Source organism: Streptomyces sp. ActVer (genome assembly GCF_027270795.1).
In the GTDB taxonomy this organism is placed as follows: domain Bacteria; phylum Actinomycetota; class Actinomycetes; order Streptomycetales; family Streptomycetaceae; genus Streptomyces; species Streptomyces umbrinus_A.
Map to the genome: position 1 here is coordinate 1 of NZ_JAPWHT010000116.1, position 25,112 is coordinate 25,112.

At 70.6% G+C, this 25,112-nt stretch carries 19 protein-coding genes and 1 pseudogene; 7 read left to right on the forward strand and 13 right to left on the reverse strand.

Translation table 11 applies throughout. The annotated features are described in order from the left end of the window. From O3Q52_RS20465 to O3Q52_RS20510, 10 genes are all read right to left on the reverse strand, one after another. Positions 1–2,416: sensor histidine kinase KdpD (locus O3Q52_RS20465; RefSeq protein ID WP_269650232.1), on the reverse strand; the 2,416-nt coding region annotated here is incomplete at its 3' end. Positions 2,417–2,508: 92 nt separating this feature from the next. Beyond that, positions 2,509–3,192: a response regulator gene (locus O3Q52_RS20470; RefSeq protein ID WP_269650233.1), complete on the reverse strand. Its 684-nt coding sequence runs from the start codon at positions 3,190–3,192 to the stop codon at positions 2,509–2,511. A gap of 124 nt (positions 3,193–3,316) precedes the next feature. Then, the gene (locus O3Q52_RS20475) at positions 3,317–4,027 is read right to left on the reverse strand and encodes a potassium-transporting ATPase subunit C (RefSeq protein WP_269650234.1); all 711 of its coding nucleotides are present in this window, start codon (positions 4,025–4,027) and stop codon (positions 3,317–3,319) included. 6 nt (positions 4,028–4,033) lie between these two features. Then, complete coding sequence (gene kdpB, locus O3Q52_RS20480) at positions 4,034–6,169, reverse strand: potassium-transporting ATPase subunit KdpB (RefSeq protein WP_269650235.1); 2,136 nt, start codon at positions 6,167–6,169, stop codon at positions 4,034–4,036. Then, on the reverse strand, positions 6,166–7,830 hold the full coding sequence (gene kdpA, locus O3Q52_RS20485) for a potassium-transporting ATPase subunit KdpA (protein ID WP_269650236.1): 1,665 nt from the start codon (positions 7,828–7,830) through the stop codon (positions 6,166–6,168). Before kdpA ends, kdpB begins: the two co-directional genes overlap by 4 nt. A gap of 8 nt (positions 7,831–7,838) precedes the next feature. After that, the gene (gene kdpF / locus O3Q52_RS20490; RefSeq protein WP_037659531.1) at positions 7,839–7,928 is read right to left on the reverse strand and encodes a K(+)-transporting ATPase subunit F; all 90 of its coding nucleotides are present in this window, start codon (positions 7,926–7,928) and stop codon (positions 7,839–7,841) included. A gap of 283 nt (positions 7,929–8,211) precedes the next feature. Further along, positions 8,212–10,050 carry an APC family permease gene (locus O3Q52_RS20495; RefSeq protein ID WP_269650237.1) on the reverse strand — a complete coding sequence of 613 codons (1,839 nt, stop codon included), beginning with the start codon at positions 10,048–10,050 and terminating at the stop codon, positions 8,212–8,214. Positions 10,051–10,246: 196 nt separating this feature from the next. Beyond that, positions 10,247–10,996: a DUF4118 domain-containing protein gene (locus O3Q52_RS20500; protein ID WP_269650249.1), complete on the reverse strand. Its 750-nt coding sequence runs from the start codon at positions 10,994–10,996 to the stop codon at positions 10,247–10,249. 68 nt (positions 10,997–11,064) lie between these two features. Continuing rightward, entirely contained in the window at positions 11,065–13,638 is a 2,574-nt protein-coding gene (locus tag O3Q52_RS20505) for an ATP-binding protein (protein ID WP_269650238.1), read from the reverse strand. 175 nt (positions 13,639–13,813) lie between these two features. Continuing rightward, on the reverse strand, positions 13,814–14,545 hold the full coding sequence (locus O3Q52_RS20510; protein ID WP_269650239.1) for a MerR family transcriptional regulator: 732 nt from the start codon (positions 14,543–14,545) through the stop codon (positions 13,814–13,816). A 54-nt stretch (positions 14,546–14,599) separates the two neighbouring features. On the opposite strand from O3Q52_RS20510, the gene O3Q52_RS20515 reads away from it, so the two are divergent. From O3Q52_RS20515 to O3Q52_RS20530, 4 genes and pseudogenes are all read left to right on the forward strand, one after another. After that, a complete protein-coding gene (locus tag O3Q52_RS20515) occupies positions 14,600–14,887 on the forward strand; it encodes a hypothetical protein (RefSeq protein WP_269650240.1) in 288 nt (95 codons plus the stop codon). 296 nt (positions 14,888–15,183) lie between these two features. Beyond that, the gene (locus tag O3Q52_RS20520; protein WP_269650241.1) at positions 15,184–16,203 is read left to right on the forward strand and encodes a LacI family DNA-binding transcriptional regulator; all 1,020 of its coding nucleotides are present in this window, start codon (positions 15,184–15,186) and stop codon (positions 16,201–16,203) included. After that, on the forward strand, positions 16,200–17,219 hold the full coding sequence (locus O3Q52_RS20525) for a 2-hydroxyacid dehydrogenase (RefSeq protein WP_269650242.1): 1,020 nt from the start codon (positions 16,200–16,202) through the stop codon (positions 17,217–17,219). The genes O3Q52_RS20520 and O3Q52_RS20525 overlap by 4 nt, the downstream gene beginning before the upstream one ends. Then, a pseudogene (locus tag O3Q52_RS20530) lies at positions 17,216–17,596 on the forward strand (bifunctional D-altronate/D-mannonate dehydratase); the annotation flags it as partial. The gene O3Q52_RS20525 and the pseudogene O3Q52_RS20530, both read left to right, overlap by 4 nt. Before the next feature lie 238 nt (positions 17,597–17,834). Here O3Q52_RS20530 and O3Q52_RS20535 read toward each other — a convergent pair. After that, the gene (locus O3Q52_RS20535; protein WP_269650243.1) at positions 17,835–18,074 is read right to left on the reverse strand and encodes an alpha/beta fold hydrolase; all 240 of its coding nucleotides are present in this window, start codon (positions 18,072–18,074) and stop codon (positions 17,835–17,837) included. Positions 18,075–18,294: 220 nt separating this feature from the next. On the opposite strand from O3Q52_RS20535, the gene O3Q52_RS20540 reads away from it, so the two are divergent. Continuing rightward, positions 18,295–20,250, forward strand: coding sequence for an amino acid transporter (locus tag O3Q52_RS20540; RefSeq protein WP_269650244.1), 1,956 nt, complete (start codon positions 18,295–18,297; stop codon positions 20,248–20,250). 72 nt (positions 20,251–20,322) lie between these two features. Here the strand turns inward: O3Q52_RS20540 and O3Q52_RS20545 are convergent, their stop codons facing one another. Next, the gene (locus tag O3Q52_RS20545) at positions 20,323–21,180 is read right to left on the reverse strand and encodes a LysR family transcriptional regulator (RefSeq protein ID WP_269650245.1); all 858 of its coding nucleotides are present in this window, start codon (positions 21,178–21,180) and stop codon (positions 20,323–20,325) included. Between the two features lie 68 nt (positions 21,181–21,248). On the opposite strand from O3Q52_RS20545, the gene O3Q52_RS20550 reads away from it, so the two are divergent. Further along, the gene (locus tag O3Q52_RS20550; protein ID WP_269650246.1) at positions 21,249–22,199 is read left to right on the forward strand and encodes a DMT family transporter; all 951 of its coding nucleotides are present in this window, start codon (positions 21,249–21,251) and stop codon (positions 22,197–22,199) included. A gap of 226 nt (positions 22,200–22,425) precedes the next feature. Beyond that, positions 22,426–24,405 (forward strand): serine/threonine-protein kinase, encoded by a 1,980-nt coding sequence (locus O3Q52_RS20555; RefSeq protein WP_269650247.1) that lies wholly within the window; start codon positions 22,426–22,428, stop codon positions 24,403–24,405. Positions 24,406–24,459: 54 nt separating this feature from the next. Here O3Q52_RS20555 and O3Q52_RS20560 read toward each other — a convergent pair. Next, a partial coding sequence (locus O3Q52_RS20560) for a transcriptional regulator (RefSeq protein ID WP_269650248.1) occupies positions 24,460–25,112 on the reverse strand: 653 nt, incomplete at its 5' end.

The window sequence follows — 25,112 nt, forward strand, 5'->3', positions numbered from 1 at the left end:
CGGCGAAGCCGCGGGCGACCGCGAGGCCGAGGCCCACCCCGGAGCCGCGCGGGGCGTCGCCGTACCGCTGGAAGGGTTCGAAGATGCGGTCCTTGGCCGTGTCCGAGACGCCCGGGCCACGGTCCACCACCCGGACCTCCACGCGGTCGGCCATGGCACTCGCCGACACCAGGACCCGTTCCTCGGCCGGGCTGTACTTCACCGCGTTCTCGACGAGGTTGGCGACCGACCGCTCCAGCAGGCCGGGGTCGACGGCGACCATCGGCAGCGTCTCGGGGATGTCCAGTTCCACGCTGTCCTCGGGGACCCCGCCGAGCGCCATCGGGACCACCTCGTCGAGGTCGATCTCGCGGATCAGCGGCGTGACGGTGCCGGTCTGGAGCCGGGACATGTCGAGCAGGTTGCCCACAAGGTTGTCCAGCCGGTCCGCGCCCTCCTCGATGCCTTCGAGCAGCTCCGCCTGATCCTCCTCGGACCAGGCCACGTCCTCCGAACGGAGCGAGGAGACCGCGGCCTTGATGCCGGCGAGCGGGGTGCGCAGATCATGGCTGACGGCGGCGAGGAGGGCGGTGCGGATGCGGTTGCCCTCGGCCAGCGCACGTGACTGGTCGGCCTGGGACTGGAGCCGCTGGCGGTCCAGGACCACCGCGGCCTGCGCGGCGAACGCGGCGAGCACCCGCCGGTCCTCCGCCGGCAGCACCCGCCCCGACAGCGCGAGCGCCATGTGGTCGCCGACCGGCATGTCGACGTCCGCGTTCTCGGGGCTCTGACAGGGCCGCGGGCCCACGCTGCCCGCGCAGGTCCACGGATCGACGTCGCTGTCCCGTTCCAGCAGGGCGACCGACTCCATGCCGAAGGTCTCCCTGACCCGCTCCAACAGCGCCTCCAGGCTGGTCTCCCCGCGCAGCACACTGCCCGCCAGGACCGAGAGGATCTCCGACTCGGCCCGCAGCCGGGCCGCCTGGTGCGTACGCCGGGCCGCGAGGTCCACCACGGAGGCGACCGAGACGGCGACACCCACGAAGATGGCGATGGCGACGATGTTCTTGGGGTCGGCGATCGTCAAGGTGTGGACGGGCGGGGTGAAGAACCAGTTCAGCAGCAGCGAGCCCACCACGGCCGAGGCCAGCGCCGGGTAGAGGCCGCCGAGCAGGGCCGCGGCCACCGTCAGCGTCAGGAACAGCAGCATGTCGTTGGCCAGGCCGACCGAAGGCGTGACGCCGGTGAGCAGCAGTGTCAGGAGGGCGGGGCCGCCCACACCGACCAGCCAGCCCCAGATGACCCGGGACCGGCCGAGCCGCGCGCTCCGGGCGACGGGCAGGCCTCGTCCCTTGCCCGCCTCGTCGTGGGTGATCAGGTGGACGTCGAGGTCGGGCCCCGACTCCCGGGCGACCGTGGCTCCGACGCCCGGTCCGAAGACGTACTGCCAGCCCTTGCGGCGGGACACCCCGAGGACGATCTGGGTGGCGTTCACCCCGCGCGCGAAGTCCAGGAGCGCCGTCGGTATGTCCTCCCCGATGACGTGGTGGAAGGTGCCGCCCAGGTCCTCCACGAGGGTGCGCTGGACGGCGAGTTCCTTCGGGGAGGCGGAGGTCAGGCCGTCGCTGCGGGCGATGTAGACGGCGAGCACCTCGCCGCCCGCGCCCTTCTCCGCCAGCCGGGCGGCCCGGCGGATCAGCGTACGGCCCTCGGGTCCGCCGGTGAGGCCCACGACGATCCGTTCGCGGGAGCCCCAGATCTTCGAGACCCGGTGCTCGTTGCGGTACTCGGTCAGGTACTCGTCCACCCGGTCCGCCACCCACAGCAGCGCCAGTTCGCGCAGGGCGGTCAGGTTGCCGGGGCGGAAGTAGTTGGACAGTGCCGCGTCGACCTTGTCCGGCTTGTAGATGTTGCCGTGCGCCATCCGGCGGCGCAGCGCCTGCGGGGACATGTCGACCAGCTCGATCTGGTCGGCCCGCCGCACGACCTCGTCCGGCACGGTCTCCTGCTGTCGTACGCCGGTGATGGACTCGACGACATCGCCCAGCGACTCCAGGTGCTGGATGTTGACGGTCGTGATCACGTCGATGCCGGCCGCGAGGAGTTCCTCGACGTCCTGCCAGCGCTTGGTGTTGCGCGAGCCGGGGATGTTGGTGTGGGGCAGCTCGTCGACGAGGGCCACCTGCGGGTGCCGGGCGAGCACCGCGTCCACGTCCATCTCGGTGAAGACCGTGCCCCGGTACTCCAGTTCCCTGCGGGGTATCTGCTCCAGGCCGTGCAGCATCACCTCCGTACGCGGCCGGTTGTGGTGCTCCACGAACGCGACCACGCAGTCGGTGCCCCGCTCGACACGGCGGTGCGCCTCGGAGAGCATCGCGTACGTCTTGCCGACGCCCGGCGCCGCACCGAGGTAGATCCGAAGCTTGCCGCGTGCCATCTTCTCGTCTCTTCGTCTCTACGGGCGGGGGTGCCGGGGCGGGGGTGTCGAGGCGGGTCGGTGTGTCAGGGGCGGGTGTCCGAAGTGCCGCTTCAGCCTTCGAAGCGGTAGCCCATGCCGGGTTCCGTGATGAGGTAGCGGGGGTGGGAGGGGTCCGTCTCCAACTTGCGGCGCAGTTGCGCCATGTAGACCCGGAGATAGTTGGTCTTGTTGCTCTGGGAGACGCCCCACACCTCCTGGAGCAGGTGCTTCTGCGTGATGAGCCGCCCGGGGCTGGTGACCAGGATCTCCAGCAGATGCCATTCGGTCGGCGTGAGGCGTATGTCGCGTCCGGCCCGGGTGGCCTTCTTCGCCAGCAGGTCGATGGTGAAGTCGTCCGTCGTGACCGTGGCGGTTTCCTGGGCGAGCGGGGCGGTCTCGGTCCGGCGGACGGCGGCCCGCAGACGGGCCAGCAGTTCGTCCATGCTGAACGGCTTGGTGACGTAGTCGTCGGCGCCCGCGTCGAGCGCCGCCACCTTCTCGTCGGAGGCCCGGCGGGCCGAGAGCACCAGGATCGGTACGCGGGTCCAGCCGCGCAGGGCCTTGATGACGTCCACCCCGTCCATGTCCGGCAGGCCCAGGTCGAGGACGACCACGTCGGGCTGGCACGCGGCGGCGACCCGGAGCGCGGTGGCGCCGTCGGGTGCCGGGTCCACTCCGTACTTGCGGGCCTCCAGGTTGATCACGAGGGCCCGGACGAGCTGAGGGTCGTCCTCCACCACCAGTACCCGGGTCATCGGTGTACGCCTTTCCTGTTGCACGGAGGGCCGAGGTCGTGCGGAACGAGCTGCACGGCTGCGGGAGTCGACGAATCGGGGTGTCGCCCCGGCCGCCGACTCCCGCATGGTGCGCGTAAGGCCATCAGCTCTTCGCCACGAGTTCCTTGAGCGCGATGTTGAGTTGGAGGACGTTGACCGTGGGCTCTCCGATGAAGCCGAGCGTACGGCCGTCGGTGTGGTCGTCGACCAGCTTCTGGACCTGGGCGACGGACAGCCCGTTCTTCTCCGCGACCCGGTGGACCTGGATGTCGGCGTACGCCGGGGAGATGTCCGGGTCCAGGCCGGAGCCGGAGGAGGTGACCGCGTCGGGCGGCACACTCTTGACCGTGTAGCCGTTCACGGAGTTGTCCTTGATGACGGCGTCCTTGGCGGCGACGACCCATTGGCAGAGGGTGGCTTCCTCCGCCTTCGCCGGGTCCTTCGGGCACACTCCGTCGACGGCGCCGTTGTCTCCGGAGCGGTTGGTGGCGCCGGACAGGATCAGCTTGTACTGGGTGTTGACGCTGTTGGTGCCCAGGCCGTTCTGCGGACGGCCCTGGAACCACTTCAGGTCCGGCTCCGGGGTCTCCTGCCCCTTCTTCAGCGGCAGGTTGTACGCCTGGCCGATGAGCGAGGAGCCGACGACCTGGCCGTTCGCCTTGATCTCCGAGCCGTTCGCCTTGTCGTTGAAGAGGCCCTGGGCGACGCCGGTGATGGCCAGCGGGTAGATGATGCCCGTCACCACCGTCAGGACGAGCAGCGCGCGCAGGCCGGCCCAGAGCAACCGAGCAGTGTTGGATACCGAGTTGTTCATTGGCGATCAGCCGATTCCGGGGATGAGGGAGATGAGCAGGTCGATGATCTTGATGCCGATGAAGGGCGCGATCAGTCCGCCCAGGCCGTAGATCCCGAGGTTGCGCCGCAGCAGCTTGTCCGCGCTCACCGGCCGGTACTGCACACCGCGCAGGGCGAGCGGCACCAGCGCGATGATGATCAGCGCGTTGAAGATGACCGCGGACAGGATCGCGGAGTCGGGCGAGGACAGCTGCATGATGTTGAGCTTGTCCAGGCCCGGATAGACCGCCGCGAACAGCGCCGGGATGATCGCGAAGTACTTCGCGACGTCGTTGGCGATGGAGAACGTCGTCAACGCGCCCCGAGTGATGAGGAGTTGTTTGCCGATCTCGACGATCTCGATGAGCTTGGTCGGGTTGGAGTCGAGGTCGACCATGTTGCCGGCCTCCTTCGCTGCCGACGTACCCGTGTTCATCGCCACGCCGACGTCCGCCTGGGCCAGCGCGGGGGCGTCGTTCGTGCCGTCGCCGGTCATCGCGACGAGCTTGCCGCCCGCCTGCTCCCGCTTGATGAGGGCCATCTTGTCCTCGGGAGTGGCCTCCGCGAGGAAGTCGTCGACGCCGGCCTCGTCCGCGATCGCCTTGGCGGTCAGCGGGTTGTCGCCCGTGATCATGACGGTCTTGATGCCCATGCGGCGCAGTTCGTCGAACCGTTCGCGCATGCCGTCCTTGACGACGTCCTTGAGGTGGATGACGCCCAGCACCCGGGCGCCTTCGCGGTCCTCGATCGCCACGAGCAGCGGGGTGCCGCCCGCCTCGGAGATCCGGTTGGCCAGGGTGTCGGCGTCCTCGGACACCTCGCCGCCCTGCTCCCGGACCCAGGCCATGACCGAACCGGCCGCTCCCTTGCGGATCTTGCGCCCGTCGACGTCCACGCCCGACATGCGGGTCTGTGCGGTGAAGGCGATCCACTCGGCGCCGGACAGCTCGCCCTGGCTCCGCTCGCGCAGCCCGTACTTCTCCTTCGCCAGGACGACGATGGAGCGGCCCTCGGGCGTCTCGTCGGCCAGCGAGGAGAGCTGGGCGGCGTCGGCCAGGACGGCGTCGGTGGTGCCGCTCACCGGTACGAACTCGGCGGCCTGCCGGTTGCCGAGCGTGATGGTGCCGGTCTTGTCGAGCAGCAGGGTCGACACGTCGCCCGCCGCCTCGACTGCCCTGCCGGACATGGCGAGTACGTTCCGCTGCACCAGCCGGTCCATGCCCGCGATGCCGATCGCCGAGAGCAGCGCGCCGATCGTGGTCGGGATCAGACAGACAAGCAGGGCCACCAGCACGACCATCGTGAGGTGCGTGCCCGCGTAGTCCGCGAACGGCGGCAGCGTGGCGACGGCCAGCAGGAAGACGATCGTCAGCGAGGCGAGCAGGATGTTCAGCGCGATCTCGTTGGGCGTCTTCTGCCGGGCCGCGCCCTCGACCAGGGCGATCATGCGGTCGATGAAGGTCTCGCCCGGCTTCGTCGTGATCTTGATGACGATGCGGTCGGACAGCACCTTCGTACCGCCGGTGACCGCGGACCGGTCACCGCCGGACTCGCGGATGACCGGGGCCGACTCACCGGTGATGGCCGACTCGTCCACGGACGCGACGCCCTCGACGACGTCACCGTCGCCGGGGATGATGTCGCCCGCCTCGCAGACCACCAGGTCGCCGACGCGCAGTTCGGTGCCGGGCACCTGCTCCTCGGAGCCGCCGTCCTTGGACAGCCGGCGCGCGACGGTGTCGGTCTTGGCCTTGCGCAGGGTGTCCGCCTGCGCCTTGCCGCGGCCCTCGGCCACCGCCTCCGCCAGGTTGGCGAAGATCACGGTGAGCCAGAGCCAGGCGCTGATCGCCCAGCCGAACCAGTCGCCCGGGTCCTTGAAGGAGAACGCGGTCGTCAGGACCGAGCCCACCAACACCACGAACATCACGGGGGACTTGACCATCACCCGCGGGTCGAGCTTGCGACAGGCGTCCGGCAGCGACTTCAGCAGCTGCTTCGGGTCGAACAGACCCGCGCCGACGCGTCCTTCGTCCTTGTGACCGGTCGGCACATCGCTGTGCGGCGCCCGAGTGGGAGTAGTCGTGGACACGGTGTCCTCTTGCTTCTCTATGCGGGTGGTCATGACGCCAGCCCCTCGGCCAGCGGCCCCAGCGCGAGCGCCGGGAAGTAGGTCAGACCGGTGATGATGAGAATCGCGCCCACCAACAGCCCGGTGAACAGCGGCTTTTCGGTGCGCAACGTGCCCGCGGTCGCGGGCACCGGCTTCTGCTCGGCGAGCGAGCCGGCCAACGCGAGCACGAACACCATCGGCAGGAAGCGGCCGAGCAGCATCGCCAGACCCAGCGTGCTGTTGAACCACTGCGTGTCCGCGTTCAGACCCGCGAAGGCCGAACCGTTGTTGTTCGAGGCCGAGGTGTAGGCGTACAGGATCTCGGAGAAACCGTGCGCGCCGCTGTTCGTCATCGAGTTGCCCGGGGTCGGCAGGGCCATCGCCGCGGCGGTGAAGACGAGCACCAGCGCCGGGGTGATGAGGATGTAGCAGGCGGCGAACTTGATCTCGCGGGTGCCGATCTTCTTGCCCAGGTACTCGGGCGTACGGCCCACCATCAGACCGGCGATGAACACCGCGATGATGGCCATGACCAGCATGCCGTAGAGGCCTGATCCGGTACCACCGGGCGCGATCTCGCCCAGCTGCATGCCGAGCATGGTGATGCCGCCGCCGACTCCGGTGAACGAGGAGTGGAACGAGTCCACCGCGCCGGTCGACGTCAGCGTCGTCGACACCGCGAAGATCGACGAGGCGCCGACGCCGAAGCGGGTCTCCTTGCCCTCCAGCGCACCGCCGGCGACATCGAAGGCCGGGCCGTGGTGGGCGAACTCGGTCCACATCATCAGGGCCGTGAAGCCGATCCAGATGGTGACCATCGTGGCGAGGATCGCGTAGCCCTGCCTGAGCGAGCCGACCATCCGGCCGAAGGTCCGGGTGAGCGCGAACGGGATCAGCAGGATCAGGAAGATCTCGAAGAGGTTGGAGAACGCGTTGGGGTTCTCGAAGGGGTGGGCGGAGTTGGCGTTGAAGTAGCCGCCGCCGTTGGTGCCCAGCTCCTTGATGGCTTCCTGGGATGCGACCGCGCCACCGTTCCACTGCTGCGAGCCGCCGGTGAACTGGCCGACCTCGTGGATGCCGGAGAAGTTCTGGATCGCGCCGCACGCGACGAGCACGATCGCGGCGATCACCGAGATCGGCAGCAGGATGCGGATGGTGCCGCGCACCAGGTCGGACCAGAAGTTGCCGAGCTCACCGGTGCGCGAGCGCGCGAAGCCGCGGACGAGTGCGACGGCCACCGCGATACCGACCGAGGCGGACAGGAAGTTCTGCACCGCCAGTCCGCCGGTCTGTACGACGTGGCCCATGGCCTGTTCGCCGTAGTACGACTGCCAGTTGGTGTTGGAGACGAACGACGCGGCGGTGTTGAACGCCTGGTCCGGGTCGATCGAGGAGAAGCCGAGCGAGCCGGGCAGGCTGCCCTGGAAGCGCTGCAGCAGGTACAGGAACAGCACACTCACCGCGGAGAAGGCGAGGACACCACGCAGGTACGCGGGCCACCGCATCTCCGTGTTCGGGTTGGCGCCGATGCCCTTGTAGATCCACTTCTCGACGCGCAGGTGCTTGTCCGAGGAGTAGACCTTGGCCATGTAGTCGCCGAGGGGACGGTAGGCGAGAGCCAGTGCCGCTATCAGAGCGAGCAGCTGAAGGACACCAGCGAGGACGGGACCCATATCGCTTCTCAGAACCTCTCCGGGAAGATCAAGGCGAGGACGAGATAGCCCAGCAGGGCGACGGCCACGATCAGGCCGACGATGTTCTCGGCGGTCACAGCTTCGTCACCCCCTTGGCGACGAGAGCCACCAGCGCGAACACCGCGATCGTGGTGACGACGAAGGCCACGTCGGCCATCGCAAGCTCCTAGATGAGGTTCGAATCGAACGGACGATTAGAGGAAAGCGCCTCTCTGGCCGGATTCGAGCGCCGTTGACGGCTCCCATACGCAGGTTCGTACGGCTTTGACGGAACCCATACGGCGGGCTGATCCATCTGCGTGAACCAAACCCCTCGGGCGCCTGAACACCCCGTCCGTCTCCGGCGCGGGACATGCGGGATCAGATGCGGAACCGCAGCCGGCAGATCACCGCGTCCGTGTCCTTCCGGACGGCATGGGCGACCACGGCACCCCGCTGGTTCTGCAGCAGCCGCTGCCACAGCCGGTCCGGCTCGACCTCGGGGATCAGGACGGTGACACGGGTGCCGGGCTCGGCGGCGGCCGTCTCGCCCACGTACGCGGCGATCGGACGGCCCAGGGCGCGGCGCTCGGAGGTGAGCCGGACCAGCGGCACCCCGGGGTCCCAGCGGGCCCAGTCGCGCTCCAGGGCGTACAGCTGGGCGCGGTCCTCGGGGTCGGGGTGGCAGACGGTCACCGCGCGCACCTCGTCGCCGAGCGAGGCGGCGGCGTTCAGTGCCTCGACGGTCAGCCGCGACAGGTTCGACACGGGCACGATCACCACGGAGCGGTCGCGGTGCGGATGCTCGGGGATGCGGCCCAGGCCCAGGCGCTCGCCGATCCGGGCGTACGCGCGGTGCACGGCCGTGAAGGCCGCCACCAGCAGCGGCAGGGCGATCACGATCAGCCAGGCGCCCTCCTCGAACTTGGTCGCCGTCACGACCACGGCCGACACACCGGTCAGGAGGCCGCCGAAGCCGTTCAGCAGAGCTTTCCCGCGCCACCCCTTCCCCCGCTCCCCGCGCCAGTGGACGACCATGCCGACCTGGGCGATCGTGAAGCCGACGAAGACGCCGATGGCGAAGAGCGGCACGAGGGTGTTGGTGTCACCGCCGGAGAAGACCAGCAGCGCGGCGGAGACCAGGGACAGCGCGAGCACCCCGTGGCGGTGGACCTGGCGGTCGGCCTTGAGGGCGAAGACGTGCGGCAGGTAGTTGTCGCGGGCCAGCAGCTTCAGCAGGACCGGGAGCCCGCCGAAGGACGTGTTCGCGGAGAGCGCCAGCAGGATCATGGTGGCGAACTGGATGACGTAGAAGGCCCAGTTGTGGCCGAGCGAGGCGTCCGCCAGCTGCGCGAGGACCGTGACGCCCTCGACCGGCTGGAGGTGGAAACGGGAGATCAGCACGGACAGGCCGATCAGCATCACGCCGAGCACCGCGCCCAGCGCCACCTCCGCGCGCTGCGCCCGCTTCACGCGCGGGACGCGGAAGGACGGCACGGCGTTGGCGATCGCCTCCACACCGGTGAGTGCCGAACAGCCCGAGGCGAAAGCTTTCAGCAGAAGCAGCGCACCGACCGTGGTGGCGTTGTCCGAGAGCACCGAGGCATGGCCCGCGGCAGCCTCCGTACTGACCGGCGCGGACCGGAACAGCCCGACGCCGATCAGGATCAGGATCGAGACGACGAAGACCGCGGTCGGCACGATGAACGCCCGCGCCGACTCCACGATCCCGCGCAGGTTCACGCCCGTGATCAGCACCAGCACGACCAGGCACAGCCACAGCCGGTCGCCGTACATGGCGGGGAAGGCCGAGGTCAGAGCGGCGACACCGGCCGTGACCGCCACGGCGACGTTGAGTACGTAGTCCAGGACCAGCGAGGCCGCCGCCACCAGGCTCGTCCGCGCTCCCAGATGCGTCTTCGCGACGGCGTACGACCCGCCGCCGTCCGGGAACGCCGCGATCACCTGCCGGTACGAGGCCACCAGCACCGCGAGCAGCCCGGCGATCGCCAGCGTGACCGGCAGGGTGAAGCCGAGGCCGTACGCGCCCCCCGCGGCCAGTACGAGGACGATCGCCTCGGGGCCGTACGCCACCGACGCCATCGCGTCCAGCGAGAGCGCTGCCAGGCCGGTGACGGCGGTGAGCCGGTGCCGCTCACCGGTATCGGGCGGTTCCTCGGCGGCGGGGGCCTCGCCCGGCTCGATCGTCAGGACAGACATGGGACACTCACTCCTTCACGCACGGAAAGGCCCGTGCACGCGGGAAAGCGATGCGCGGGTGCGCTCAGGTTCTGTCCGATTCCCGCCATGTCCGACGGCTCCTTGCGGCTTCTTCGCGCCGAAGGCCCCAACCTTGACGTGGTCCTGACGGCCCGGTGATCCGCCCGTGCCGTTCCCGGGGATGAGCTCCCCGGGATCAGCCGTCCTTCACCGGACCGGCCGTGTCGAGGGCCGCGCCCGTCTGGTCGGCGAGGGTGACCGCGACGAGGCGGGCCCGGAGCGGCGGTACGGGTCCCGGGCCGGGGGTGAGCATGAAGCGGCCGAGGTAGTGGCCGTTGCCGTAGGTGCGGAGTTCGATCTCGCCGTCCGGCCAGCCGTCGATGTCGACGTCCCGGTGCCGACGGCCGACCGCGATGTTCCCGTCCTGTTCCAGGCGGGGCGGCCGGCCCAGGAGGGTGCCGTACTCGAAGCGGCAGGCGCGCAGGCCGAGCACTTCGGTCAGCTGGCCCCGGACGTGGTCGACGACGGTGTCCGAGGACTTGGCGGACTGGGCGAGGTCGGCGGTCTCGTGGATGCGGCGGAGGTGGTCGGCGTACGTCACCGTGATCACTTCCAGGCGGCGGGCGCGGGCCGCGAGCTGGGACACGACCAGGCCGACGACCAGCAGAAGTACCGCGGTCTCGATGTCGGCGGAGGTGTTGATGTCGAACGTCTGGTACGGACGTGTGAGGAAGAAGTCGAACCAGGCCGCCGCCGACAGTGCCGCGAGCGCGCCCGCCACGCGACTCCCGAGGGCGGCGACCGCGACAACGACCACGACCAGAATCAGCGCGGCGTTCGTACGGGACAGGTCGGTGCGGAAGGGCACGAGTACGAGTGCCACCAGGAACGGTCCCGCGAGGCCCGCGAGCAGGGCGAGCCGGTCCCGGAGCGGATAGCCGGTCATCACACCGTCACCTCCTGCGTTCACCTCGGTGCCCGAGAGCCCAAGCCCTCGTATGCCGCTTTCGGAGCTCATGAGCCGCCTCCTGATCTCTGCGTATCACTGGCGCGCCGCACCTGCTCGGCGAAGGGCAGGGACAGCACCATGGTCAGACCCCCGCCCGGGGTGTCCTCCGGGGTGAGGGTGCCGTTCATCGCCTCGGTCAGGCCCCGCGAGAGCGCCAGGCCCAGGCCGAGGCCCGTCGTGTTGTCGGTGTCGTCCAGGCGCTGGAAGGGTTCGAAGAGCCGCTCCCGGTCGGTGGACGGGAGGCCGGGGCCGCGGTCGACGACACGCAGCTCGACACGGCCCGCGTGGGCGCTGGCGGCGAGCAGCACCTTGCGCCCCGCCGGACTGTGACGGACGGCGTTGCCTGCCAGGTTGGCGATCACCCGTTCGAGCAGGGGCGGGTCGGCCAGCACGGCGGGCACCTCGTCCAGGTCGGCCACCTCGACCTCGGGGGTGTCGGCGAGCGCCGCGGGGAGGACCTCCTCCAGGGCGGTGGCGCGCAGGTCGAGGGTGAGCGCGCCTGCCTGGAGGCGGCTGAGGTCGAGGAGGTTCTCGATCAGCCGGTTCAGCCTGGCCATGGACTCGTCGGCGGTGGCGAGGAGTTCGTCCCGGTCCTCGTCGGAGAACTCCACGTCCCGGCTGCGGAGCGAGGACACGGCTGCCCAGCCCGCGGCGAGCGGGGTGCGCAGATCATGGCCGACCGCCCGCAGAAGCGCCGTACGCATACGGTCGGCGGCCTTGACCGGTTCGACCTCGGCGGCGGCCCGGGCGAGCCGGGACCGCTCGACCGCAGACCCCACGTGCGCGGCGAAGGCGGCCAGCACGCGCCGTTCGGAGGACGGGAGAATGCGGCCGCGCAGGACCAGGAAGGCACCGGGGCCCGCCGGGACCGCCGACACACCGTCCTCTCCGGGCGGCTCGTCCACCAGCTCCGCGGAGTCCATGCCGAAGGTCTCGCGGGTACGTTCCACCAGGGCGGGTATGGTCGCGCCGCCCCGCACGATGGTGCCGGCGAGCGAGGACATGGTCTCGGCCTCGGCGGTGGCGCGGGCCGAGCGGCGGGACAGCCGCAGCGAGCGGTCCACGACCGCGGCCACCGTGGCGGCCACCACCGCGAAGACCGCCAGGGCCAGCAGCGCGTTCGGATCGTTGAGCGTGAACTGCCCGACGGGCGGGATGAACCAGTAGTTGAGCAGCAACGACGCCGTGACCGACGCGATCACCGCCGACGCGACCCCGCCTATGCAGGCCACCCCCACCACGGTGAGCAGGAGGAGCAGGGCCTCACTGGTGAGGTTGAGCTTGTCCCTTGCGATGTCCAGGTCGAGCAGGAAGGTGAGCGCCACCGGCAGCAGCAGACCGGCGACCGGGCCCGCGATCCTGCGTACGGTCGAGAGGGTGCGCCTGCGTGAGGGCAGCAGCGTGCCGCGCCCGGCGCGCTCGTGCGTGACCATGTGGATGTCGATGTCGGCGGAGAGCTCGACGACCGTCTCGCCGGTGCCGCGTCCGGTGGCGAACCGTTCGAGGCGGCCACGGCGGCTGGTGCCGAGAACGAGCTGGGTGGCGTTCTCGGCGCGGGCGAACTCCACCAGGGCGGCGGCGACGTCGTCGCCAATCACGGAGTGGTAGCTGCCGCCGAGGTCCTCGATCAACCGCCGCTGCCGGGCCAGGGAGGCGTGCGAGGCGCCCGCCGCGAGGCCGTCGCTGCGGGTCACGTGCACGGCGAGCAAATCACCGCCCGCCGAGCGGTCCGCGACGCGGGCGGCCCGCCGGATCAGCGTGTCCCCCTCCGGCCCGCCGGTCAGCGCGACCACGACCCGCTCCCGGGTCTCCCACACCCCGCCGATGTCGTGTTCGGAGCGATAGGTCTGCAGCGCCTCGTCGACACGGTCGGCGACCCACAGCAGGGCGAGCTGCCGCAGCGCGGTCAGATTGCCGGGCCGGAAGTAGTCGGCGAGCGCCGCGTCGACCTTCTCCGGCGCGTGGATGTTGCCGTGCGCCATCCGTCGGCGCAGCCCTTCGGGCGGGATGTCCACCAGCTCGATCTGATGGGCCCGTCGTACGACCTCGTCGGGCACCGTCTCGTGCTGCGGTACGCGCGTGATCTTCTCGACGACGTCGTTCAGCGACTCCAGATGCTGGATGTTGAGGGCCGTGACGACATCGATCCCGGCCGCGAGCAGTTCCTCGATGTCCTGCCGCCGCTTGGGGTTGCGGCCGCCGCCGGGGACGTTGCTGTGGGCGAACTCGTCGACGATCGCGACCTGCGGGTGCCGTGCGAGGACGGCGGCGAGGTCCATCTCCTCGAACTCCCCGCCCCGGTAGACGCACGAGGCCCGCTCGACGACCTCCAGACCGTCGAGCATCCCTTCCGTGCCGGGCCGCCCGTGGCACTCGACGAACCCCACCACGACATCGACGCCACGCCCCGCCCTGCGCCGCGCCTCGTCGAGCATGCGGTAGGTCTTCCCCACTCCCGGGGCGGCTCCGAGGTAGACCTTGAGGCGTCCGGGGCGTCGAGGACGTACGTCACCCGCACCGGCCCCTGCCTCGCTCCCGCCGGTCCGTACGTCACTCGTCCTGTCCCGTACGTCACTCATCGCAGCCGACGTGCTCCGCTCACTGGCGATCAACTCCCCGAGGGGAACGGTTACTTCCCCTACCGAAGCGCTTGTCCAGGGCACTCGGAGCACTCCTTGACGCATCCTTGTCGCCGGTCGCAAGGACGTTGACACCGCCTTGACGGGTCACTGCCCCGGACGGTTGACGATCAGCTCACATGTCCAGTTGTGCGCGAATCAGCGTGTCGATGCGCTGCCATGCCGGGGACGAGGCGTTGACCGTGCCCTGGATGAGGGCGGGGACCTCGGAGGCCACGTCCAGCCCGGGCAGTTCGTCCGAACCGTAGCGTTCACGGGTCGCTTCGACCGCCCGGTGGGCGAGCTCGTCGATGCGGGGATCGTCCGCGTCGAGGCCGTACGCCTGGTCGTAGTCGAGGAAGAGCTGCCGCAGCGCCGGGTCGGCCAGGATCTCGGCCTGGTCGTGGAACAGGGCGATCGCGCGGTCCGGGTGGGTGGCGAACACGAGGATCCACAGGTCGCGTTGGAGGTCCACCCAACGAGGCGTGAATCCCCACCGGGCCAGGTCCTCCAGATGGGCGCCGACCTCGGTGGGCAGCGGTGCCAGATCCCCGGCGGCGAGCCTGCGCAGGCGCCCCTGCGTTGCCCGCAGGCCACGAATGCGGTCGGTGAGCCCGTCGTCGATCTCGCGCAGCGCCCGCTGGAACTCCTCGTCGCTCGCCGATCTCAGGTCCCGGATACGGGCCAGGGGGACGCCGGCTTCGGCGAGCGTCCGGATCTTGATCAGGTCGACGACGTCGTTCGCGCCGTACCGCCGGTAGCCGGACGCGTCGCGGTCCGGCTCGGGGAGCAGACCCTTGTCGTGGTAGACGCGGATGGTCTTGACCGACACCCCGACGTACCCGGCCAGCTGCCCGATGGTGATCACCCGGCCATCGTGCCACTTGACCCTGCCCCTGGGGCGGGGTTGCAGCATGGCCCCATGACGAACACGAATGCCGATCGGGAGACCCTGCGCGAGCTGGCCGACGCGGGCAACGAGGCCGCATTGGACCGCCTTGCCGACCTTGCCGACTCGGTCGGCGACCTTGAGGAACTGAGCGAGCTGCTGGACGAGGGATCCATGCACGCGGGCTTCCTGCTCACCCGACGCGCGAAGGCGACCGGCGACCTGCGCGAGCTGCAGCGGATCTCGGACGCCGGGTACGAGGAGGCCGGGAACGAACTGGACCGACTACTCAAGGCACCCGCCGACGAGCAGCGGGAATGACGATCCCCCGGCCGCTGCGGGGGCGCTCCGGGCCGCGCCGATGAGCGCGAGGCTCCCTGCCGGTCCGCTCACCCTGCCGTGCCCATTTCACCGCGAGCGCCGGTCCGCGCGACCCTCAAGGCGCCAACCGCCGAGGGCCCCCAATTCATGACGTTCAGTGACCTGCCCCGCCACTCCCTGCCCCCGATCCACCTCGGGAACTCATCTCGCGGCAAGCATTGACAAGGTTGCGCAAGCTTGCCGAGTATGGGTAACGCAGAGTTCATGCAGCGGTAACTGCGGAACGGAGTGGCAGCGTGGCCCCCACCTTGACCGACGTCGCGAAGCGCGCGAATGTGGCGCTTTCCACGGCATCCCGGGCGTTCAGCGACCCCCAGCGACTGGGGCCGGAGACCTTGCGCAAGGTTCTGGAAGTTGCGCAAGAGCTGGGCTACGAGCCACCGCCGCCGCCACGTCCCGCCGAGTTGCCGTCGGACACCGCCACCGTGGCCGTGGTCGTGCCGGACATCGCCAACCCGGTCTTCGGCGCCTTCGTGAAGGCCGCGCAGGCCCAGGGCTGGCACCGCGGGCAGACCATCGTGCTCGCCGACACCGACTTCGATCCCGACCGGGAGCGGGCGGTGATCACGCAGCTGCGTGCCAGGTCCGCCGGGCTCGTCGTGTGCTCGCCCCGGCTCGACGCCGAGGACGTTCTCGCGCTCTGCGGCGACACGCCAGTCGTGCTCGTCAACCGTGAGACCACCACCGCGGACTGTGTTCTCGCGGATGCCGGTGACGGGCTGCGTCAGACCGTCGAGTACCTGGCGGCGCTGGGGCACCGGCACCTCGCGTACGTCCAGGGATCCCAGCACTCGTGGTCCAACAGCCACCGCGTCGACCTGGCCCGTGCCCAGGCCGAGCGGGTCGGCCTGGAGCTGGAGGTGCTCGGCTGGCAGTCGGAGACGGTGGCCGGCGGTACCGCCGCGGCGGCCGGCGTGATCGCCTCGGGCGCTTCTGCCGTCATCGCGCACAACGACCTCGTCGCCCTCGGTGTGATCGCCGGAGCGCGGCAGCTCGGGGTGCGCGTCCCGGACGACCTCAGCGTGGTCGGCATCGACGACATGCCGCTCGCCGCGACCGCGTACCCCGCACTGAGCACCATCGCGGTCCCCATGGACCGGGCCGGGGCGCTCAGCCTGGAGATGCTCTCCCAGGCCATCGGTGACGAGCACCGGGAGCCGCGCACCCAGCGGCTGCCCACCCAGCTCGTGGTCCGCGGCTCCACCGGACCGGTCGCGACGACCCGCACGCCCCCCGTCACCAGGGAGCACGCATGACGCACAAGGATCCGCCCCTGAACCCCGCCGGTCTGAACGTCGTCGTCGCCGACCCCAATCTGGCGCCCCTGCGCGAGCAGTTCGAGGCCGACCTGCCCGGCCGGACCACCGTGAGCTGGCCCGACCCCGCGGACACCGCCGCCGTGGTCGAAGCCCTGCGCGACGCGGACGTGCTGGTGTCGGGGGTGTGCTCGCCCGAGATGGCGGCGGCCGGCAAGGGTCTGCGCCTGGTGCACGCCGCCGGTGCCGGTATCGACAAGATCGACGTCGCGGCGCTGCCTCCGGGCACCCTCGTCGCCAACACCTTCCATCACGAGGACTCGATCGCCGAGTACATCGTGGCCGCCACGGTCCTGCTGCGGCGCGGATTCCTGCGTCAGGACGCGGCGCTGCGGCGCGGCACCTGGGACTCCCCCGTCCATTCGCCCGGCGCGCCGTGGCCCGACGCGCTGGCGGACACCACGATCGGATTCGTCGGGTTCGGGCACATCGGTGCACGCACATGGCAACGTTTCCGGACGTTCGGCGCCCGAGGCGTGGCCGTCACCCGACGCGGGGACATCGACGCGGTGGCCGAGAAGCTGGTGTGGGCGGGGCGCGTCGACGATCTGGACGCCCTTCTGGACACCGCGGACGTGGTCGTGGTCTCGGTACCGCTCTCCGAGCGGACCACCGGGCTGATCGGCGCGCCGGAACTGGCCCGCATGGGCGGGTCGGCCGTCCTGGTCAACGTCGGCCGCGGCCCGGTCGTCGACGAGGACGCGCTGTACGCAGCCCTGCGCGACGGCGTGATCGGGGGCGCCGCGATCGACGTCTGGTACGACTACCCGGCCTCGGGCAACACGGGGGCGCCGAGCCGCCACGCCTTCCACGAGCTGCCCGACGTGCTGATGACGCCGCACTCCTCGGGGCTCACCCGGCAGGCCTTCGCCCGCCGGATGTCCGACATCACTGCCAACATCCGCCGGCTGGCGGCCGGCGAGGGGCTGCACAACATCGTGGAGAGGGTCCGATGAGCAAGCGCGACACCATCGTCTCGGTGGACGTCATCGTGGCCAGCCCGGGACGCAACTTCGTCACCCTCAAGATCACCACCGCCGAGGGGCTGGTCGGCTGGGGCGACGCCACCCTCAACGGCCGCGAACTCGTCGTCGCCTCCTACCTCCGCGACCACGTCGCCCCGCTGCTGATCGGCCGCGATCCGGCCCGTATCGAGGACACCTGGCAGTACCTGTACCGCGGGGTTTACTGGCGGCGCGGCCCGGTCACCATGACCTCCATCGGCGCCGTCGACCTCGCCCTGTGGGACATCAAGGGCAGGGCCACCGACCAGCCCGTCTACCAACTCCTAGGCGGAGCCGTCCGCGACCGCGTCCTCGCCTACACCCACGCCACCGCTCGACGGCTGGACGGGGGTGACGGACGTTCAACGGTGATCCTGGTCGTGACGGCCGCCGGGCGGGCGGCGATCACGACCCACGACGACCACGCCGACCGGCCGTCGCCGCCGACAGCTCCGCCGTCTCCACCGGCGGCGAACGCGGCCACCACGGAGGCTCCTTCGCACCCCTATGTGTCCGGGCCCTCATGCACGCGCGCCCTCATACGTCCGGGCCCTCGTTCACGCGACCTCAGCCGTTCAGGATCGCCTCGGCAACGTCATCAGGGTGCGTGAGCAGGCCCTCGTGGGTCCCAGGAACCATGACGGGTTCCAGTCCCAGCCGCGCCGCGAACTCGGCGCCGGGCCGGGGAAGCGCACGATCGCCCTCGCCGAGGAGGTAGAGCGCGGGAATCCCGAGCTCGGCCACGCTGGGCACATCGAGTGCGTCCAGGAAGTAGTCGCCGGGCTGTGGCGTCAGCAGATCCGCCACCAGACGCTGGGTCCCCTCGAATGGCCCAGGCCACTCCCTCGAAGCCAGGACGTCGTCGTCCTGATGTCCCACCGACGGTCGCACGGCTTCTCTTAACGGAAGCTTGACGCCCACGGCGGCCTCATCCGTGGGCCTGTGCGTCACGCTCTGCATACGCTGGTGCCGCCGTCCGCGTGATGGCCGGAAACCGCACGCTGAGCCGGACATCAGGAGCACGCCGATGGCCACCACCGAACACCCTCCGCCCAGTCGCCTGCGCGCCTGGATGCTGGAGGGGCTGTCCGACATGGGCAAGGGCCGGCAGGCGGCGCTGCGGCCCGCCGAGCCGGAGCCCGTGCACAAGGGACAGCGCTGGTGGCGGGTGATGTGCCTGACCGGCGTCGACTACTTCTCCACCCTCGGCTACCAGCCGGGCATCGCGGCCCTCGCCGCCGGGCTGCTGTCACCCGTGGCCACCATCGTGCTGGTCGTCGTCACGCTGGCGGGCGCGCTGCCGGTGTACCGGCGGGTGGCCGAGGAAAGCCCCCACGGCGAGGGCTCGATCGCCATGCTGGAGCGGCTGCTGACCTTCTGGAAGGGCAAGCTGTTCGTCCTGACCCTGCTCGGTTTCGCCGCGACCGACTTCCTGATCACCATCACCCTGTCGGCCGCCGACGCCTCCACCCACCTGGTGGAGAACCCGCATCTGGCCGACGCGCTGCACGACAGACAAGTGCTGATCACGCTGGTGCTCATCGCCCTTCTCGGCGCGGTGTTCCTCAAGGGCTTCCTGGAGGCGATCGGTGTCGCCGTGGCGCTGGTGGGCCTCTATCTGGCGCTCAACGTCGTGGTCGTGGTGACCGGGCTCTGGCAGGTGGCCACCGAGGGGCATGTGATCAACGACTGGTCCACCGCTCTGACCGCCGAGCACGGAAACGTTTTTGCGATGGTGGGAGTGGCGCTGCTGGTCTTCCCGAAGCTGGCGCTGGGCCTCTCCGGCTTCGAGACCGGCGTTGCGGTCATGCCGCACGTCGAGGGCGACCCCGACGACACCGAGGCGAACCCCAAGGGCCGTATCCGCGGCACGAAGAAGCTGCTGACCACGGCCGCGCTCATCATGAGCGTGTTCCTGATCGCGACCAGCTTCATCACCACGCTGCTGATCCCGGAGAAGGAGTTCGAGCCGGGCGGCGAGGCCAACGGCCGCGCGCTCGCGTATCTGGCGCACAAATACCTGGGCAACGCCTTCGGCACGGTCTACGACGCGTCCACCATCGCCATCCTGTGGTTCGCCGGCGCCTCCGCCATGGCCGGGCTGCTGAACCTGATGCCCCGCTATCTGCCCCGCTACGGCATGGCCCCGCACTGGGCGCGCGCCGTTCGCCCGATGGTGATCGTCTTCACCCTGGTCGGGTTCCTGGTCACGTGGATCTTCGACGCGGACGTCGACGCGCAGGGCGGCGCGTACGCGACCGGTGTCCTGGTCCTCATCAGCTCGGCCGCGATCGCGGTGACCATCGCCGCGCGCAAGGCCGGCCAGCGCAACTGGACCATCGCCTTCGCCGTGATCTCGGCGGTCTTCCTCTACGTCACCGTCGCGAACGTCATCGAGCGCCCGGACGGCGTGAAGATCGGCGCCTGCTTCATCGCCGGCATCATCCTCGTCTCCCTCCTCTCGCGTCTCGCCCGTTCCTTCGAACTCCGCGTCACCAGCGTGACCATGGACGGCATGGCCCAGCGGTTCGTACGGGACATCGCCAGCCGCCGGATCCGGTTCATCGCCAACGAACCCGACAACCGCGACATCACCGAGTACCGCGAGAAGATCGAGCAGATCCGCGCGGACAACGACGTCCCCGCCCCGGAGGACTTCGTCTTCGTCGAGGTCACGGTCCTGGACCCGTCGGAATTCGAGGCGGGCCTGACCGTACGCGGTGAGGTCCTGCACGGCCGCTACCGCGTCCTCACCCTGGAGTCGTCCTCCGTCCCCAACGCCCTGGCCGCCCTCGTCCTGCACGTCCGCGACACCACCGGCTGCATCCCGCACATCTACTTCGAGTGGACCGAGGGCAACCCCTTCACCAACTTCCTCCGCTTCTTCCTCTTCGGCCAGGGCGAGGTCGCGCCGGTCACCCGGGAGGTCCTCCGCGAGGCGGAGCCGGACCGGGCACGACGGCCGCGGGTGCACGTCGGCTGAATCGGACCGACGTTCGGCGCAGAACCGTTCCGCGTAGAACTCTTCCGCATCGAACCAACTGGCTGAAGCCGGTCAGCCGTTGCGGTAGAGAGCCGTGAGCAGTTCGATCGCCGCCTGGGTGGCGGGGTGCGGGTCGTCGCGCCACCAGGCGAGGCGTACGGCGATGGGTTCGGCGTCGCGGACCGGCCGGTAGACGATGCCGGGCCGGGGGTACTGGTGGGCGGTGGACTCCGCCGTCAGTCCGATGCAGCGGCCGCTGGAGATCACGGTGAGCCAGTCGTCGACGTCGGACGTCTCCTCGGTCTCCGGGCGGGCGTCCGGCGGCCAGAGTTCGGCGGTCGTGGTGCCGGTGCGGCGATCGATCAGCAGGGTGCGCCCGCCGAGGTCCGCGAGCCGGACGGAGCGGCGCCCGGCCAGGGCGTCGTCGGCGGCCAGGGCGCACAGGCGCCGTTCGAGCCCGACGATGGCGGAGTCGAACCGCCGGTCCTCCCCCAACGGCCTGCGCACGACCGCGAGTTCGCAGGCGCCTTCCGCCAGACCGGCGGTGGCGGAGTTGACGCGGACCAGCCGCAGGTCCGTCTCCGGCTGCGCCTTGGCCCAGCGACGCTGAAAGGCCGACGTGTGGCGGCCGAGTGCCGACCAGGCATACCCGATCCGCAGACGCGTATGACCCGACCTCGCCTCCTGGACCAGATCGGCCACCTCCCCGAGCACCCGCCGGGCGTGCGCCACCACGCGCAGTCCCGCCGGGGTCGGCGCCACCTCTCGCGAGGTGCGGCGCAACAGCCGTACGCCCAGGGCCCGTTCGAGCGAGGCCAGGGTCCGGGACACGGCCGCCTGGGAGACGCCGAGCGCGATGGCCGCGTCGGTGAAGGTGCCCTCGTCGACGATCGCGACGAGACAGCGCAACTGCCGTAGCTCCACATCCATGACTGAATCGTATAGATGGACGGCTGCGTGCATTTTGCGCAAGAGCAGCCAAGTCACACGATCGAAGCATGCGAGCCGCACCCACACCGGGCACCACCGCCTCCGTACGCCCCACAGTCGCGCCCCGCCCCGCGGCACCCGCGCGCCGGGCGGCCCCAGGTATCCCGGACCCGCAACCGGCCGGACGGTCACAGCGGCTCGCCGGTGTGGCCACGATGATCGGCAGTGGTCTGTCCACGCAGACCGGCGCCGCGATCGGGTCCCTCGCGTTCCCCGTGCTCGGTCCAGCCGGGGTCGTCGCGGTCCGCCAGTACGTCGCCGCGGTCGTCCTGCTGACCGTCGGCCGGCCGCAGCTGCGGTCGTTCACCTGGTGGCAGTGGCGGCCGGTGCTGATGCTGGCCCTGGTGTTCGGGACGATGAACCTGTCCCTTTACAGCGCCATCGACCGCATCGGCCTGGGACTGGCGGTGACCTTGGAGTTCCTGGGCCCGCTCGCCATCGCCCTCTCCGCCGCGCGCCGCCGCGTGGACATCTGCGCCGCGGTGGCCGCCGCCGCCGGCGTGGTGACGCTGATGCGCCCCCAGCCCTCGACCGACTACGCCGGGATGGCCCTGGGCCTGCTCGCCGCCGCCTGCTGGGCGTCGTACATCCTCCTCAACCGGACCGTCGGCCAACGCGTCCCCGGTGCACAGGGTTCGGCCGCCGCGTCGGGGCTCTCCGCCCTGATGTTCCTGCCGGTCGGCGTCGTCCTGGTGCTCCGGCACCCCCCGACCGCCGAGGCCGTCGGTTACGCCGTCGCCGCCGGGGTGCTCGCCTCGGCGGTGCCGTATCTCGCGGACATGTTCACCCTGCGCCGCGTACCCGCCCAGGCCTTCGGGCTCTTCATGAGCGTCAACCCCGTCCTCGCGGCCGTGGTCGGCTGGACCGGCCTCGGCCAGAACCTGGGCTGGACGGAGTGGGCGAGCATCGGGGCGATCGTCGCCGCCAACACCCTCAGCATCGTCACTCGGCGCGCCTGACCGGCGCGTGGTCCACACGTGTCGTCGCCCGGCCACGACGGCCGCCGGCTGTGGGACTCCAAGGAGTACACGTGTTCGGCGGAGGCAGAGCCTGTGGACGTCGCACCACCTGCAACTCGAAGCCGGGTAGCCTCTGTTCACATCAAGCGGAAGCTCGTGGACCACCGGCTCGTGACCCTTCGTGGCGGTGAGTGGGGCGGAGTGCCGACCGAGGGGAGACAGTCAGATGACGAAGCCGTCGACAGACGACTTCGATGCCACCTCCGGTGGGGTTGGCGACAGAATCGGCCGGTACCGGCTGCTCAGAACCCTCGGCACGGGTGGCATGGGCCGGGTCTGTCTGGCGCGTTCGGAGGGCGGGCGTACGGTCGCGGTCAAGCTCATCAAGCCGGAGCTGGCCGCCGAACCCGAGTTCCGCGAGCGCTTCCGGCTGGAGGTGGCGGCGGCGCGCAGGGTGAGCGACCGCTGGACGGCACCGGTCCTCGACGCGGACACCGAGGCCGAAACGCCATGGGTGGCCACCGGCTACATCGCGGGTCCCTCGCTCGAACACATCGTCTCGCCCCACGGACACGGCCCGCTCCCCGCCCCTTCCGTACGCACCCTCGCCCATGGACTCGCCTGCGCCCTGCTCGACATTCACGGCGCGGGACTGGTCCACCGGGACCTCAAGCCCTCCAACGTCCTGATCACCATCGACGGCCCCCGCGTCATCGACTTCGGCATCGCGCGGGCGCTGGACGCGGTACCCGGTTCGACCCCGACCAGCTCGGGCGTGCTGGTCGGCTCACCCCGCTTCATGTCGCCCGAGCAGCTCAGGGACGAGCCGGTCGGCCCGGCCTCCGACGTCTTCTGCATGGGTACGGTCCTGGCATATGCGGCGACCGGGCAGACGCCGTTCGGCGGTGGCGGTTCCGGTGGCGTCCATGCCGTGATGTTCCGTATCGCGCAGGAGGAGCCGGACCTGACGGGGATCGAGGAGCCGGTACGGGGACTCATCGCCGACTGCCTCGCCAAGGACCCGGCGGCCAGGCCGACTCCGGAGCAGGTGGTCGCGCGGATGCAACCGGTGGCGACCGGCACCTCGTCGCCGCCGTGGCTGCCTGCCCAGATCATCGCCGAACTGGGGCGCAGCGCAGTCCAGTTGCTGGACACGGACACTCCGCCGCACGCGAGCGCGATGGCGGCGCCCGCACCGGCCGCCGTCGTATCGTCGCCCGCACCGGGCGCGCCGACGCCTTCGTCCGAAACTTCGTCCGTCGCCTCGCTCGTGACCTGGGAGGAACCTCCCGCGTCGGAGCAGTCGGAACGGTCGGAGTGGGGAACCCAGGTCGTGCCGAGGCCGGACCACGGGCACACGGAGTCGACTCCGCCGCCGCGCCCTCGCCCGACGGGCAGGGGCCGACGGGCCGGGCTCGCGCTGGCGGCCGCCGTCGTGGTGGCAGGAGGCGTGTACGGCGCTTGGGCCGCAGATCTCCCACTGCCCAACGGAGGCTCGGAATCCGGCTCCGGCGACAACGGCGGCGTGACGTCCGACGTGCCCAAGGCGTTCGTGGGCATCTGGGCGGGCGAGGTCGAGCGGGACGGGAAGCCCACCGATCAGTACCGCCGGTTCGTCGTCTCGTCGGGGCAGGTGGGCGAGGTCGTCGCCACCAGCATCAGCCTCGGCAAGGAGTACGAGTGCAAGAGCGACGGCAAACTCGCCGCCAAGCCGTCCGGCGGCGGTACGTCGCTACGGCTGGACACCAAGGTCGTCAACAGTGTCCCCTCGGGCTCCTGTTCGGCCCTGGGCGAGCATGTCCTCTCCCGGTCCGGCGATGACTCCCTCCGCTGGGAAGCGGCGGGGCGCACCGCCGAACTGCACAGGATCAAAGGGCCGGAGAAGCTGCCCGAGGAACTGCTCGGCACCTGGCAGCGCCCCCTCGCCAACGGCGGCACGCAGCGCATGACCATCGACCGGTCGCCGGTGGGCAGCCCGGCCGCCGGGCTGGTCTCGGACGGCGGCGGCGAACACTGCGAGGCCGACATGAACCTGGTCTCCGTGGGGGACACGAACGGTCCGGCACGCTTCGCACCACCGGCGATCGACCGGGCCGCCTCGTCCGGCCCCTGCGTCCGCGGCGGCTCCTCCACCCTGCGCACCGAGGGCGACACACTCGTACGCGAACTGGCCGACGGGCGACGGCTCACATATACGCGGGTCTGAGGGTCGCTTGGCCGCCCACCCGGACCACGCACCAGGTATCCGGCCCAGCCCGCCTCAGCGCCCCACGTCCATGCTCTGCGTGCCGATGACCGACAGCAGTCGCAGTGCCTCCTCGGACGGTGAGCCGGAGGCGGCGGTGTAGATCACGACCTGCTGGTCCCGGTCGGTGACGTCGAGGGCGTCGCAGTTGACGGTGACCGGGCCGACCAGCGGGTGCTGGAAGGTCTTGCACAGGGTGGGCTCGGCGCTCACGTCGTGGGAGGCCCACAGCCGGGCGAACTCCTCGCTTCCGGCCAGGAGTTCACCCACCAGCCCCGTCACCTCGGGGTCGTCGGGATAGCGGGCGGCGGTGGCGCGCAGCCGTTGCGTCGCGTTGCGCGCGAACGCGTCCGCGTCCGACACTCCGTACAGCCGCCGCCCCTGCGGGTGGGGCCCGAGGAAGACACGGCGTACAAGGTTGCGGTCGCGCCGCGGAAGGGCGGAGAAGTCCTCCATCAGGGCGGCCGCCAGATCGTTCCAGGCGATCACCTCGCACGTCGCGGACGTCACGATGGCGGCGGCCTGGGGCAGTCGCCTCAGCAGGTCGAGGATGCTCTGCCGAACCTCGCGCGAGGGCCCGGGCGGCGGGCCGGGCGGTGCGCCGGCGAGGTGGTGGAGGTGGTCGCGCTCGGCGTCCGACAGGCGAAGGGCCCGGGCCAGCCCGGCCA

Coding starts and splice junctions, on each gene's coding strand:
- O3Q52_RS20470 (WP_269650233.1), bottom strand. CDS start 3,192: ATGACCCGGGTACTGGTGGTGGAGGACGACCCTCAGCTCGTCCGGGCC.
- O3Q52_RS20475 (WP_269650234.1), bottom strand. CDS start 4,027: ATGAACAACTCGGTATCCAACACTGCTCGGTTGCTCTGGGCCGGCCTG.
- kdpB (WP_269650235.1), bottom strand. CDS start 6,169: ATGACCACCCGCATAGAGAAGCAAGAGGACACCGTGTCCACGACTACT.
- kdpA (WP_269650236.1), bottom strand. CDS start 7,830: ATGGGTCCCGTCCTCGCTGGTGTCCTTCAGCTGCTCGCTCTGATAGCG.
- O3Q52_RS20495 (WP_269650237.1), bottom strand. CDS start 10,050: ATGTCTGTCCTGACGATCGAGCCGGGCGAGGCCCCCGCCGCCGAGGAA.
- O3Q52_RS20500 (WP_269650249.1), bottom strand. CDS start 10,996: ATGACCGGCTATCCGCTCCGGGACCGGCTCGCCCTGCTCGCGGGCCTC.
- O3Q52_RS20505 (WP_269650238.1), bottom strand. CDS start 13,638: ATGAGTGACGTACGGGACAGGACGAGTGACGTACGGACCGGCGGGAGC.
- O3Q52_RS20515 (WP_269650240.1), top strand. CDS start 14,600: ATGACGAACACGAATGCCGATCGGGAGACCCTGCGCGAGCTGGCCGAC.
- O3Q52_RS20525 (WP_269650242.1), top strand. CDS start 16,200: ATGACGCACAAGGATCCGCCCCTGAACCCCGCCGGTCTGAACGTCGTC.
- O3Q52_RS20540 (WP_269650244.1), top strand. CDS start 18,295: ATGGCCACCACCGAACACCCTCCGCCCAGTCGCCTGCGCGCCTGGATG.
- O3Q52_RS20545 (WP_269650245.1), bottom strand. CDS start 21,180: ATGGATGTGGAGCTACGGCAGTTGCGCTGTCTCGTCGCGATCGTCGAC.
- O3Q52_RS20550 (WP_269650246.1), top strand. CDS start 21,249: ATGCGAGCCGCACCCACACCGGGCACCACCGCCTCCGTACGCCCCACA.
- O3Q52_RS20555 (WP_269650247.1), top strand. CDS start 22,426: ATGACGAAGCCGTCGACAGACGACTTCGATGCCACCTCCGGTGGGGTT.